General features: G+C 44.4%; 12 protein-coding genes. 6 read left to right on the top strand and 6 right to left on the bottom strand.

Annotation, left to right across the window (positions count from 1 at the left end):
• Positions 1–30: 30 nt before the first annotated feature.
• Together rbsK and aroD are read right to left on the bottom strand one after the other, a co-directional pair.
• Entirely contained in the window at positions 31–963 is a 933-nt protein-coding gene (rbsK, locus tag CES79_RS07580) for a ribokinase (protein ID WP_089136802.1), read from the bottom strand.
• Positions 964–1,172: 209 nt separating this feature from the next.
• On the bottom strand, positions 1,173–1,925 hold the full coding sequence (gene aroD / locus CES79_RS07575) for a type I 3-dehydroquinate dehydratase (protein ID WP_054654517.1): 753 nt from the start codon (positions 1,923–1,925) through the stop codon (positions 1,173–1,175).
• Between the two features lie 244 nt (positions 1,926–2,169).
• On the opposite strand from aroD, the gene CES79_RS07570 reads away from it, so the two are divergent.
• Positions 2,170–2,829, top strand: a complete 660-nt coding sequence (locus CES79_RS07570; RefSeq protein WP_089136837.1) for an HD domain-containing protein — start codon at positions 2,170–2,172, stop codon at positions 2,827–2,829.
• Positions 2,830–2,962: 133 nt separating this feature from the next.
• On the opposite strand, the gene CES79_RS07565 is transcribed toward CES79_RS07570, so the two are convergent.
• Positions 2,963–3,475, bottom strand: coding sequence for an aminoacyl-tRNA deacylase (locus CES79_RS07565; protein ID WP_089136801.1), 513 nt, complete (start codon positions 3,473–3,475; stop codon positions 2,963–2,965).
• A gap of 160 nt (positions 3,476–3,635) precedes the next feature.
• On the opposite strand from CES79_RS07565, the gene CES79_RS07560 reads away from it, so the two are divergent.
• On the top strand, positions 3,636–4,364 hold the full coding sequence (locus CES79_RS07560; protein WP_054654515.1) for a GntR family transcriptional regulator: 729 nt from the start codon (positions 3,636–3,638) through the stop codon (positions 4,362–4,364).
• Between the two features lie 321 nt (positions 4,365–4,685).
• Positions 4,686–7,064, top strand: a complete 2,379-nt coding sequence (locus tag CES79_RS07555) for a phosphoketolase family protein (RefSeq protein WP_089136800.1) — start codon at positions 4,686–4,688, stop codon at positions 7,062–7,064.
• A gap of 395 nt (positions 7,065–7,459) precedes the next feature.
• Here CES79_RS07555 and CES79_RS07550 read toward each other — a convergent pair whose 3' ends face one another.
• Positions 7,460–8,128, bottom strand: coding sequence for a hypothetical protein (locus tag CES79_RS07550; protein WP_089136799.1), 669 nt, complete (start codon positions 8,126–8,128; stop codon positions 7,460–7,462).
• Positions 8,129–8,310: 182 nt separating this feature from the next.
• On the opposite strand from CES79_RS07550, the gene CES79_RS07545 reads away from it, so the two are divergent.
• The 3 genes from CES79_RS07545 to CES79_RS07535 all read left to right on the top strand — a co-directional run bounded on the left by CES79_RS07545 (position 8,311) and on the right by CES79_RS07535 (position 11,610).
• Positions 8,311–8,868 (top strand): hypothetical protein, encoded by a 558-nt coding sequence (locus CES79_RS07545; RefSeq protein WP_089136798.1) that lies wholly within the window; start codon positions 8,311–8,313, stop codon positions 8,866–8,868.
• 123 nt (positions 8,869–8,991) lie between these two features.
• Positions 8,992–9,783 carry a MarR family winged helix-turn-helix transcriptional regulator gene (locus CES79_RS07540; RefSeq protein ID WP_054654509.1) on the top strand — a complete coding sequence of 264 codons (792 nt, stop codon included), beginning with the start codon at positions 8,992–8,994 and terminating at the stop codon, positions 9,781–9,783.
• Between the two features lie 36 nt (positions 9,784–9,819).
• Positions 9,820–11,610: an ABC transporter ATP-binding protein gene (locus CES79_RS07535; RefSeq protein ID WP_089136797.1), complete on the top strand. Its 1,791-nt coding sequence runs from the start codon at positions 9,820–9,822 to the stop codon at positions 11,608–11,610.
• Between the two features lie 289 nt (positions 11,611–11,899).
• Here the strand turns inward: CES79_RS07535 and eutC are convergent, their stop codons facing one another.
• Entirely contained in the window at positions 11,900–12,715 is an 816-nt protein-coding gene (gene eutC / locus CES79_RS07530) for an ethanolamine ammonia-lyase subunit EutC (RefSeq protein WP_089136796.1), read from the bottom strand.
• A complete protein-coding gene (locus CES79_RS07525; protein ID WP_089136795.1) occupies positions 12,716–14,092 on the bottom strand; it encodes an ethanolamine ammonia-lyase subunit EutB in 1,377 nt (458 codons plus the stop codon).
• Positions 14,093–14,103 lie beyond the last annotated feature (11 nt).

The following is a 14,103-nucleotide window of genomic DNA, read 5'->3' as shown; positions in this document are numbered from 1 at the left end:
TTAGGTGATTTTTTTAGATTCGAATTTAAATTATTTAGCAGCTTTTTCAGCGGCGTCAATTTCAGCTAAAGTTGGAATTGAAGGGTGAGCACCCATTCGTTGTACGGTAATGGATGAGGCCCGGTTAGCGAAGCGGATAGCTTCGGCTAAGTTGCTAAGGTCAGGTTTTAGTTGAGAACTCAAAGCACCGATAAAGGTATCACCGGCAGCGGTGGTATCAACAGCGTTAACTTTGAAAGCATCGACGAAACCGTAGTTGCCATCGGCTGTGTGGTAGAAGGCCCCCTTACTACCAACGGTGATGATGACACCCTTAGCACCCATGGCGTGGAGCTTTTCAGCCCCTTTGATCATGGAAGCTTCATCGGTGATCTCAACACCAGTTAACGTCTGGCATTCAGTTTCGTTTGGCACAACGAGGTCACTAACCGCGAGCAGGCTGGCTGGAATTGCTTCCTGGGCGGGTGCCGGGTTCAAAATGGTGACCACGTTATTGTCCTTGGCAACCTTGAAGGCTGCTTCAGCAACTGCCAGAGGGGTTTCAAACTGGGTAATGATAAAGTCGCTATTAGCGATAATATCCTTAGCGTTATCAACGTCTTTGGTGGAAAGAACTTGGTTAGCACCGCCGTAAACTAAGATTGAATTTTGACCGTTCTTGTCTAGTAAGATGAAGGCCTGACCAGTTTTAGCTTCTTTAGTGACGGTCACTTGATCAACGTTAATGCCAGAGTCAGTCATGGATTTGACCATAAACTTACCGTTGGCGTCATCACCGATCTTACCAATGAAGTGGGTGTCAGCACCGGCACGTCCTGCAGCAATTCCTTGGTTGGAACCCTTACCGCCACCGGCAAAGGATTGATCACCCATGGCAAGGGTTTCGCCAGGCTTAGGTAAACGGGGGATTTCCAGGATCGTATCAACATTTAAACTACCAATTACGGTTACGCGATTAGTCATTTTAATAAACCTCATTTCAAATTGTGAATTTTTCTACGATTAAAGTTAAGTAAAACGTTTTACGTATCTTTCACTTAATAATATAGCAGATAGTGTAAGCTGTTTCAATAATTTTGATAAAATTCTTATTTACCAAGTCTTACACCGTTAAACCCTCATTTTTGACTGATTCACCATTAATTGTAGCGCAACTACTGCTAAATCAAACTTCATTGTGCAATAATTTTCAAGATCCGGCGGGTTTGATCCACGGTTAACTGACCCGGAGCTGACAGGTTCGAAGTGGTCGCAAAGGTTAAGACGCTGTTAAAGGTCTGGCCCGCGACCCGGGTAACCGCACCCAGTGAGCCCATTGCCATGGTAATGATGGGCTGTGATAACTGCTGGCTGGCTTCGTGGGTGGCCACCATCAGGTTTAAGACGTCATCGTTACTGGCGGGCATGACGGCGAGTTTGACCACGTCACCGTTTAATTGAGCCATTTTGGTGAGCTGGTCGACCATCACAGTTTTAGTTGGGGTGTGCTCAAATTCATGATGGCTGATGATTGTGCGTACCTGGTGCGCATGGGCAAGGGTGATCAGCTGTGCCGTAATGGTGGGGTCACGTTGCCATTCGACGTCGATGGCGGTGACTTCAGTACGAGCCACGAGCTGCGTGTAGAGATTGAGATAGTCCGCGTCAGCAATTTGGCGTTTACCGCCTTCAGCACGGTCGCGCAGAGTGATGATCAGTGGGAGATCACCAAGGATCTCAATCAAACGGTTAGCGGTTGAAATAATGCTTGCGGTATCTTCTAAATCGTTAAAGTAATCGAGTCGCCATTCAGCAATGTCAGCGGCTGATGAAACAGCTTCACCGGCTTGACCAATGACAGTATTTGAATCAGCGCCCGTAATAGGAACGCAAATTTTAGGGATTCCGCTACCAAGCGAAAGTCCTTTAAAGGATACTGGTGTCATAGAAACAATGGACCTCCTTTGATTAATCTATTTCTCATCTGAATTTAGCATGTTTACGCGGGTGACGCAAGTGATTATATCAAACCAGCCGTCAGCCATTGACAGATGATTTGATAGCATAATGACTATCATAAAATACAAAAAAGTTGTTCTGTAAACTTTTTAAGTGGAATGCTTTCTAATTTGATTTTAATAAAAATAAAGTATGATATTTTTTATTATTGAGAAAGTTTAGGTGAGCGACTTGGAAGCAACTGAGCAATTAGCTGCAATAAAAAAATATACCTCGCAAAAATTAGCGGGTGATGCAACTGGGCATGGAATCGACCACATTAACCGGGTAGTGACCAATGCGAAAATGCTGATGGCAGAAGAACCGTCAGCGGACTATTTGATCACACTCGGTTCAGCCTATTTACATGATGTGATCGATGATAAGCTGGTTTCGGATGTCTTAACGGCGCAACGTGGCGTTGAGAAGTTTTTGAGTTCGATTGAGTTCGGCCCGGATCAAGTGCAGACGATCATGTTTATTATTAACAATATGTCATTTAGTAAATCGCTGACGGATGATCAGCACCCGTTACCGTTAGAGGGTCAAATCGTGCAGGATGCGGATCGGCTGGACGCGATTGGCGCCATTGGGATTACCAGGGCGATTTACTACGGTGGCCATCATAGCGAAAAAATCTATGATCCCCAAATTAAGCCTCGAACCAGTATGACTAAGGCGGAATACCGTAATTTGGATAATGAAACCATCATTAATCATTTCTACGAAAAATTGCTGAAACTATCAGATAGTATGAACACTCCGGTAGCCAAAAGGATCGCCAAGGAACGTCAGAAGACGATGACGAGATTCTTGGAAGATTTTAAAGCGGAGTGGAATGGATTAAAGTAACAAGGTGCGAAAACGAGCGTTTAGAGAGTGGAGTATAAGTAAAGGCACCATAAATCCCGAACTTGGATTTGTGGTGCCTTTGCTTATATGCAACTCTTTGCTCGTTTGAGCCCGATTAGGCAGCCTAAAAGAACTATTCTTCTTTCTCCAGTAAATCCGTAAATTCACCGTGTACCAATTTGCAGACCGCTTCGGCGTTGACCTTCACTGACCGGCCGATTTGTCCGGAAGAGACAATGATTTCGCCTTGTTCTTGAGCGGTGTTATCGAAGTAAACCGGGTACTTTAACTTTTCCCAGATACCAATTGGTGTGTTGGCACCGTGTTCGTAACCCGTCGTTTTAACGAGTTCCTTTAATGGCACCATGTTGACCTTTTTGTTGCCGGAAGCCTTGGCCAATTTTTTGAGGTCCAGGTGTGTATCTATAGGAAGAACACCCACTACGGGACCGGTCGTTTTACCTGAAGCCACCAGTGTTTTGTAGATGATGTGCTGATCGATAGTACTTTCATCAATATCCATTTGCTGAACGTCACCGGCCTCGTGGGTGGCAAAGGACATTTGCGTATAGCTGATCTTAGCCTTATCGAGGATCTGTTCGACTAGGGTTTTATGTAATTTGCTGGCTTTTTTCTTTTTTGACATGAGAATCATTCCTTACTTAAATAATTTGGTACAGCCCAGATGAATAATTAATAAGGACCAATTTGCTTAATAGTTCGTTTCAATCTATCCGAAAGTTGTAAAATCTGTTATACTCGATTCAATTATAAAATCAGTAAAGCTGGTTGCGAGGGAGATTGGAATGGCAGATTTAGTTTACAGAAGAGTATTGCATGACTTAAAGTCACGAATTCACGATAATCAGTTTCCAAACAAACGACTACCGGATGAACGAAGCCTAAGTGAAGCATACAACGTCAGTCGCAGTTCAATCAAGCGAGCACTTAGTGTTTTAGCAAATCAAGGGATTATTTTTAAGAAACGTGGTTCTGGGACGTTTATTAACCCATTATACATGAAGAATCAAACGATTTTTCATTATGAAGGTTCAAATTTGGGAATCACTGACAGTTTTAAGAATGACGGCCAAACACAGGGCATTAAGTTGCTATCCTTCAAAGTAGTTCCTGCTAATGAAGAAATGCAGCAAGATCTGTTCTTAGAAAAGGGCGATTTTGTGTATGAAATTAAGCGCCTGCGGTTATTTGATGAACATCCCTTTATGGTTGAACGGGGGTTTATCCCGATAAAAATTGCACCGGAGCTATCCCAAAAGGTCGTGTCAGGTTCGATTTTTAACTATTTGGAAGACGTTCAAAACAAGGTAGTGACCAAGTCGTTTATGACGGTTAAAGTGGCCCCGTCAAATGAAGAAGATCAAGAGCTGCTGACATTGAAGCCCAATGAACCAGTGGCTATTATGGAAGGCATCTTCTTCTTGGATGATGGTACACCGTTTGAAGTTTCTAATATGCGGTTGCGGTATGATTACTTTAATTACAATACGTTTGTTACTTTGGATGAAGAATAGAATATTGATTGAAGAGACCAGCTGGCGATTATCGCAGGCTGGTTTTTTTTCATGCTATCAGTGCTGGTGAAAGCGTGGCATTCAGGGTGTAAAAAGCTTGCTGTCATCAGTCTTATAAGCGGTTGAACTGCAGTAACTTGATTATGTCTAAGAATTGGACCGTATCAATTTTCAGAGCGGTTGACTTTTATGTAAATGGGACTATCATAAGGTGTGTAAATTATCGGGTCAATTTGTATCTGGTAATTAACACACCATTTTTCAACTGCAATGATTACGTCGTGCAGTTATCTTTAATCAATCAAAAGGAGTGTTACTCTAATGGCAGAAGATTACGATTCCAAACAGTATTTGGAAGGCGTTGACACGTATTGGCGTGCAGCCAACTATTTGTCTGTTGGCCAACTTTACTTACGGGACAACCCATTATTGAACCGCGACTTAACCTCAGATGATGTTAAGATTAAGCCTATTGGTCACTGGGGAACTATTGTTTCTCAAAACTTCATTTATGCCCACTTAAACCGGGTTATTAAGAAGTATGATTTGAACATGTTTTACATCGAAGGTTCAGGTCATGGTGGTCAAGTTATGGTTTCTAACTCATATCTTGACGGCAGCTACTCAGAAATCTACCCAAACATTTCTCAAGACGAAAAAGGTCTTCAGAAGTTATTCAAGCAATTCTCATTCCCAGGTGGCGTTGCTTCACATGCTGCTCCTGAAACACCAGGTTCAATCCACGAAGGTGGCGAACTTGGTTACTCACTTTCACACGGTACTGGTGCAATCTTAGATAACCCAGACGTAATTGCCGCTGTTGAAATTGGTGATGGTGAATCTGAAACTGGTCCATTAGCAACATCATGGTTCTCAGACAAGTTCATCAACCCAATCAAAGATGGTGCTGTTTTACCAATTATTAACATGAACGGCTTCAAGATTTCTAACCCAACCATCCTTTCACGGATGAGTGATGAAGACTTGACTAGCTACTTCAAAGGTATGGGCTGGGATCCAGAGTTCGTTGAAGTTAAGAACCCTGACGATCACGAACCGGTTCATGAAGACATGGCTAAGGCTATGGATGAAGCCATTAAGAAGATCAAGGCCATTCAAAAGAATGCCCGCGAAAACAATGACAATTCATTACCTAACTGGCCAATGATCATCTTCCGTTCACCTAAAGGCTGGACTGGTCCTAAGGAAGACTTCGATGGTAACCCTGTTGAAGGTTCATTCCGTGCTCACCAAGTTCCGCTACCAATTGCCTCAGGCGCAATGGAACATGCTGATCAATTAGTTAGCTGGCTGAAGTCATACAAGCCAGAAGACTTCTTCAATGCCGATGGTACCATCAAGCAAGAAGTTCGCGACATGGCACCTAAGGGCGAACAACGGATGGCCATGAACCCTATCACTAATGGTGGGATCAAGCCAGAACCATTGAAGTTACCTGACTACAAGAAATACGCGATTAAAGTTAAGACTCCAGGTGCTATCACTGCTCAAGACATGATCGTTTGGTCTGACTGGGTTGCTGACACCATGAAGTTGAACCCTACCAACTTCCGTGCATTCGGTCCTGATGAAACTAAGTCAAACCGTCTGTACTCAATGCTTGATACTGGTAAGCGTCAATGGGAAGAACCTATCAAGGAACCTAATGACGAAAACATGGCACCTCAAGGCCGTGTAATTGACTCACAACTTTCAGAACACCAAGCTGAAGGCTGGTTGGAAGGTTACGTCTTAACTGGTCGTCATGGTTTCTTCGCAACTTACGAATCATTTGGTCGTGTCGTTGACTCAATGTTGACTCAACACATGAAGTGGTTACGTAAAGCTTCAGAACAAACATGGCGTAAGCAGTATCCTTCATTGAACTTCGTGGATACTTCAACTGTCTTCCAGCAAGACCACAATGGTTACACTCACCAAGACCCAGGTATGTTAACTCACTTGTATGAGAAGAAACCAGAACTCATCCGTGAATACCTGCCAGGTGATGCTAACACATTGCTTGCCGTTGCCGACGTTGCTTTCCGTAGCTATCAAACAATCAACTTGTTAGTTACTTCAAAGCACCCACGCCCACAATGGTTCTCAATCGATGAAGCTACTAACTTGGTTCACAATGGTTTAGGTTACATCGACTGGGCTTCAACTGATCAGGGTCAAGAACCTGACGTTGTCTTCGCTGCCGCTGGTAGTGAACCAACTTGGGAAGTCTTCGCCGCAGTTTCATTGCTGCATGACGAATTCCCTGAATTGAAGATGCGTGTCATCAACGTGGTTGACCTGTTGAGACTTCGTTCACCTAAGAAAGACCCTCGTGGCCTGAGTGACGAAGAATTCGACCGTTACTTCACCACTGACAAGCCAGTTATCTTCGCCTTCCATGGTTATGAAGACTTAGTTCGTGATATGTTCTTCGATCGTCACAACCATAACCTTCGTGTTCATGGTTACCGTGAAAACGGTGATATCACCACACCATTTGACATGCGTGTCTTGAACGAACTCGACCGTTACCACTTGGCTAAGGATGCCTTACTCAGCATGCCTGAATACGCTGTAAAGGGTGCATACTTCGAACAACGTATGGATGACATGGTTGCTAAGCATACTGCTTACATCCGTGAAAACGGTACTGATATGCCAGAAGTAACTAACTGGAAGTGGACTCCACTCAAGTAGTTTAAATCAGTAATTTAACTGTTTAAATGACACTGAAAAGCATCTCGGGATTTTTCTCGAGGTGCTTTTTGTCTTTCTAATTTGGGGTAGGGGATTTGCTAAGGGTTCATTTCGTTGCGCAAAAACCAGCAGTTCGTCGTGGCTTGCTCCGGAGCTAGCACCTCACTTCGTTCAGGGCGGATCTCCTCCGTCTGCGCAAAGCAGTTAGCTTCCAAAAGACGGAAGCTAACTGCTTTTTTTACCACGAGCTGCCAGTTTTTACTCCACTACATTTATTCAGTGTTACTCAGTCAGCTAAACAGGTTGATTGCTGTCGCAAATGGTCATCTATTCATAGCGGAAAAAGTAGTTTGATTCACATCTATTATGGATGTGGATCAAACTGTTTTTGTATTTTACGCGTTTAAAGTTGGTGCATAAAAATAATTTGTGCTGCTGCCAACGGAGTAACTGATCGATAAAGCACCTAAGACAACCTTATTTCTTTGAACGGTTAGACGATACTGGTAGTTGCCCGTTTTGCTGATTCGTTTATCTGGTAGCTTCAGCATGTTCTTTTTGGCGTAGTAGTAAGTAATATGACCCTTTTGTTTGGTTTTGGTGATCATGGTCGAAGAGATTGGCTTCTGATCGAAATTGCCGTTGGCAAAATATTCAACCCTATTATCAGCGGTGAACGTTAACTTGGGCGTTTTGGTCCAAGCACTTTGAGTGGTGAGCTGATGGCCCTTTCCTATACAGATAGGGTTTGGATAGCGACCCTTTACTGTTTTTAAATTATGGCTGTACGGAATCGTGATGGAAGTGGCCTTCGTTGTGTGCCGGATGCGATAACTCATTGAAAGCAGATCAATAGAGGCGTAGGTTTGATGATTCCTTGTTGATTTGTACCAAACAAAAACGCGTGTATTTGCTGGTAAAGTGACTTTACCGGCTTTAACTTGGCGTGTAGTAATAGCATAGTTGTCATCTTTTTTAGTGGCAGCACTGACGTGAGTTGAGAAACTAAGCCCCACGGCTGCTAATACAGCGACTGTGATGAGGCTAATCATTGATTTTTTCATCCGAATCACTTCCTTAGGCGCATTGTACTGCAAAATATGGGAAGCCCCACGGAATTATACTTAACATGGCTGGCCCACCATTAAAAATAGTTAGTCACTATTGACATAAGCTAACTAAATGATTATACTCTTTATTGTTAGTTAATTTATATATAGGCTAACTAATTAAAAGGATGATGAAAATGAAATTAACCAAGGAACAAAGCAAGGTTATGCCTGCACAGCAACCCGATAGTTTTGTGGATCACTACGATAATGCGCAAACGATCTTACCAGCTGTGGCTGACCAGTTGCAACGGTTGACCCCACAACAGGGATTAACTGACTGGGTGTTAGTGGAAAGCGAAGCCGATGGACAAGTGATCGAGATTCCACTGCATACCGGAATCTCACCAATTGAAGCCAGTTTTCGTTCTGGGCGAGAAACTATCTGGAATTTGGATCTGGATCAACCGGGGACCGTTTCCCGACTGCAAGCGGAGTATGAACATGGTGGCGATTTAGTGAATGTCTTACTGAACCGGTTTGCTGCCAATGATCCCATTAACCCTTGTCAGTGGCTGATATGTCGTTCGGTAGCTGATCCAGAAATCGTCTGGTTACTGGAATTTTTTCAGAATAAGAAGGTTAGGCAACAGTATTTAACTGAGCATCTTAGCCGTCAGTTATTTGATGTCTTGGCTAAGCCGCCCGTTAGAATCAATATTCAGGTCGTCTTATCGGGTTTTGCAATCGCGTAAAAGTTTTTTGAAATAAATAGTTAGTTTATGTTGACGATAGCTAACTAATGATTTATAGTGTATCTCGTTCGTTAGTTGAACCAAAAGCTAACTAAGGATTTAAAATTAAAGGAGATAATAAAAATGACATACAACTCACAAGATTTATTAAAAGAATTCAGCAAACTGATGCAAACATTTCAGCAACGAGGCTTCTCAGCTTTTTCAAAGCGGGGTCAACAGTTCTGGGCAAAACAACCGCAACGTGGCCAGATGCGTCTGCTGCTATTACTGAACAAGAAGGATCAATTAACTAATTCTCAGATCGTTGATGAATTAGATATTCGACCAAGTTCAGTTAGCGTGATGGTTAAAAAGATGGAAGCAGAAGGATTAGTAGAACGGCATGATTCTGATGAAGACAAGCGGGTCAGCTTGATTTCACTGACTGACAAGGGCCGTGAAACGATTACGTCTTCTCATAACTTCAAGACGGAGTTTTCTGATGAACTCTTCGATTCTTTGAGCGATGACGAAAAGGAAACCCTAGGTCAATTACTTGAAAAATTGACGAGTGGCTTGGATGAAAAGTTCACTAAGTGGGATGATGGTGAAGAACGACCAGATTTCTTAAATAACATCCCAGACGGCTTCTTTAAGGGCAACGGCCGTGGTGGCGGTCACGGACATGGCTGGAACGGCTTTAACAATCATGGCTTTGGTAACCAGAATCCTCAGAACGGTTTTGGTTCACACCAGAATGGTTTTGGTAACCAGGGACCACAAAAGGAATTTGGCAACCAAGGTCCACAAAATGGTTTTGATCCTCATTCAAACGGTTTCGACAACCAAGGCCCACAAAACGGTCAGTTCGGTTCACGTCCCAATGGCTTTGATCCAGAACATGACGGTTTTAACCCAGAACGTAACAACTAAGCATTCAAAAACTAATAGATCGAGGTAAACGCAATTATGCAACGGCAAGCTCCACAAGGCGACCCACGTGCTGGGGGTCCACAAGCAGGCGGTGTTCCATTCAAACGCCAAAAATTTAATTTCAAAGATTTTGCTAAGTTAACCATCAAGATTAAGCCGCATTTCTGGCAATTAGGAGTGGGTCTCCTGTTTGGACTGATTGCGACTGGCATTCAATTAATGGTACCGCAATTAGCTAAAACGCTGATCAATGGACTGGGTCATGCCATGAATACCCAACTCATGTTTTGGGTCGTGGCTGCCTTTATTGGCAGTGCCTTGATCAGTGCGTTCTCTGGTAGTATTCTTGGGTTCTTTGGTGAAGACGTTGTCAGCAAACTGCGTCAATTCCTCTGGAACAAGATCTTGCGGTTACCAGTTGGTTACTTTGACGAGACGCGGTCAGGTGAGATTTCATCACGGCTGATCAACGATACGTCACAGGTGAAAGACTTATTGGCTAACTCCGTCCCTAATATGGTAACTTCCATCCTGCAGCTAGTCGGTGCCTTGGTACTGATGCTCGTGATGGACTGGAAGATGACGGTGATCATGTTCATCGTGGTGCCGTTGGTACTCGTGGTTATGATGCCAGTGATCAAGCAATCACACAAAATTGCGATTGCAAGACAGGATGCCTTAGCTGATTTCAACGGTCAATCAAGTGAAATCCTCAGCGATATTCGGTTGGTCAAATCATCAACTGCTGAAGATGTTGAACGCGAAGACGGCCATGAAAAGATCGACAAACTCTACCGCATCGGTTTAAAAGAAGCGATTTACGATTCTATCGCAAGTCCATTAATGCAAATGATGATGATGGGCATGATGATCGGAATGTTGATCTACGGTGCTAGCCGAGTTTCTCAAGGGACCATGACTTTCGGGACCCTGATTTCATTTCTGATGTATCTGACTCAAATGATCGGACCGTTTACGCAATTAAGCCAGTTCTTCAATGATATGGCGAAGACTAGTGGTTCAACTGCCCGGATTCAAGAATTGCTGCAAGCTGGTGAAGAAGATCAGATTTCTGGCAAGGACGAGGACATGGATGGTCAAACTTTGACTGTTGAACACGTGGACTTTGAATACGAGAAGGATCAACCGATTTTGCAGGACGTTTCCTTTACGGCAAAGCCGAACACCGTGGTTGCCTTTGCGGGACCTTCCGGTGGTGGTAAATCAACGATCTTCGGCTTACTGGAACGGTTCTATGATCCAGATAAGGGTGAGATCAAGATTGGCAATACCAAGGTTCAAGACATTAACATGACCAACTGGCGCAGTCAGATTGGACTTGTTAGCCAAGATGCTGCGATTATGGCGGGGACGATCCGCTACAACCTGACTTATGGGTTGGAAGGTGACTACACGGATGATCAGCTCTGGAATGTTCTCGAAATGGCTTATGCTAAGGACTTTGTTAAAGAAATGCCAGATGGCTTGGATACTCAAGTTGGCGAACGGGGTGTCAAAGTTTCTGGTGGTCAACGTCAACGGCTGGCGATTGCCCGCGCGTTCCTGCGGGATCCAAAAATCTTGATGTTAGACGAAGCAACGGCAAGTCTGGACTCAGAATCTGAAATGATGGTTCAAAAAGCCCTCGATAAATTAATGCATAACCGAACCACATTGGTAATTGCACACCGGTTAAGCACGATTGTTGATGCAACGCAGATCTACTTTATTGAACATGGCAAGGTAAGTGGTCATGGGACGCATAAAGAACTGGTCAAGAATCACGCGCTTTATCGTGAATATGTGGAGAATCAGTTTGCAAATTAGAGTGTGAAACAAAGCGGTTAGAGACCGGTGTGTAAGGCCCGATTGGCGAAAATCCCGAACTTGGATTTTTGCTAATCGGGCCTTACATGCAGGTCTCTGCTTTGTTGAGCACGTTTCCGCTAGGTAAAAGCAAAGAGTAAACAGCAGGTAGAAATCCCGAACTTGAATTTTTACCTCTGGGGCCTTACATGTAGGTCTCTGCTTTGTTGAACACGTTTCGGCTAGATAAAATCAAAAGGCTTCATTTCGGCATTGACCTGAAATGAAGCCTTTTTTGTATCTCATTCAATTATTCGACAGCCTTCAACGCAATGCCAGAGACTTGTTTAGCCAGCATTTCTTTAATCACACCAGCGATATAAGCACCGGCTTCTACGGCAGGAACGCCGTTGGGGTGAATGTTGGAAACAACGGTTCGGCGCGCTTCAGGCATGCCGATAATGGGCCGGTAAACAATGTAAGCACTCATTGATTTGGCAGTTGCCAATCCCGGGCGTTCACCGATCAATAAACACACAACGTCGGCTTGAGTGGCTTCACCTAAGTAATCTTCAACCGCGACACGGGCAAACCGAATAAAGGGAATCGTGCCAATTTGAATTTGTGATAGGGCAAGTCCCTGTTTGATAGCTGGAATCACCTCGGCCGCGTTTGCTTCGATGGCTGAAGAACTGAGGCCGTCACCCACGGCTAATAAAACCCGGGGTGGGGTGGGAAAGGCTGGTTTGAGTTGATCAAGCTCAGTCGGTGCAACTATTCTGCCGTGGTCGGGGCGGGTCAAATATTCCGTTTCGGTTTTGCAAGTTGACTGGAGTGCTAACCAACCCATTTTGTGAATAAAGTCGGCACTGACATCGGTCCAGACGGCATCTTTTGCAGCCGCATGGTCGGCGCGCAGTCGCAGGACGGAGCGGGTTGTATAACGCGTACCGATGCGTCCGAGTCCCAAGCGGGCGGTTGTTTTTTGCTTCATCGCTAAATAACCGGCAGCGTTAACCGGATTCGTCACCGTCAGGACTTTTTGCTGATTAACGGCCCGCAGATCAACGATACTGCCAGTTGCATCAATCGGCATAGGTTTTACGCGCGGTGCAATTAATTTCATCTAAAACCCCTCCTTGGCTAAAAATAATGAAGCATCGCCGGCTTTACGCGTTAACTGGCCATTCTTGCTAATGCCCATTTTTTCCAGCCATTGATCAAATTCCGGTGTTGGTCGTAAGTTAAGTAACTGCCGAATCGTGGCGGTTTCCTGATAGCCCGTAGACTGGTAGTTCAGCATGATATCGTCAGCTTGAGGAACGCCCATGATATAGGTACAGCCGGCAGTTGCCAGCAAAACCGCTAAGTTTTCGATGTCGTTTTGATCCGCCTGCATATGGTTGGTATAGCAAACATCACAGCCCATTGCCAGTCCGCTGAGTTTACCCATAAAGTGGTCTTCCAAACCGGCACGAGTGACTTGCTTAGCATCGTATAAATATTCTGGGCCGATAAACCCAACGACGGTATTAACAATGAAGGGGTCGTAGTGGCGAGCGAAACCGTAACAGCGTGCCTCCATCGTTAATTGATCGGCACCAAAGTTAGCGTCTGAAGAAAGCTCCGATCCCTGTCCCGTTTCAAAGTACATGACGTTAGGACCGCTATTATGTAATCGATCGTGACCAAGTTGATTGGCTTCTTTAATGAGGTGGCCGTTGATACCAAACGCGGTGTTGGCTTTTTGGGAACCGGCAATTGACTGAAAAATCAGTCCAGCCGGAGCACCCTGTTCGATGGCCTTCATCTGGGTGGTGACATGGGCGAGCACACAAGTCTGGGTAGGCACCTGCCAAGTATTGCAGAACTGATCAAAGGCTTTCAAAATCTGCGTGACATTATCAACGGTATCACTCACTGGGTTTAAACCAATGACCGCATCACCGATTCCCATGCTCAGACCTTCCATAAGGGACGCCATGATGCCGTTAATATCGTCGGCAGGGTGGTTGGGCTGTAGTCGAGAAGAAAAGGTTCCGGGCCGGCCAATCGTAGTGTTGGCCGTTTTTTCGTTTGTGATTTTTTTAGCGGTAGTAATGAGGTCCATGTTGGTCATTAACTTGCAGACACCCGCAATCATTTCAGAGGTTAATCCCTTTGAGATGTAGTGGATCATCTGATTGGTCGTCTGGGGATCTAACAACCATTCCCGTAGTTGTTCTAAGGTCCAATTTTTGATTTGGTTAAAGGCGTCATCGTCAAGGTCGTCAATGATGATTCGAGTGACTTCGTCGTGATCGTAATCGACAGCGGGATGTTCGTAGAGATCATTTAACGTGAGCTGAGATAGAACAACCTTTGCGGCAATTCGCTCGGCGGTACTTTCAGCGGCAACACCGGCTAAAGCATCACCAGATTTAACTTCGTTAGCCTTGGCCATGACGTCTTTGACGGATTGAAACTGGTAATGGATACCGGATAACGTGACTTTTAAATGCATAAAAAAACTCC

The sequence above is a fragment of the Secundilactobacillus silagei JCM 19001 genome (assembly GCF_002217945.1).
Classification (GTDB): domain Bacteria; phylum Bacillota; class Bacilli; order Lactobacillales; family Lactobacillaceae; genus Secundilactobacillus; species Secundilactobacillus silagei.
The sequence above is the reverse complement of the archived record's forward strand: the minus strand, read 5'-3'. Positions and strand labels throughout refer to the sequence as shown.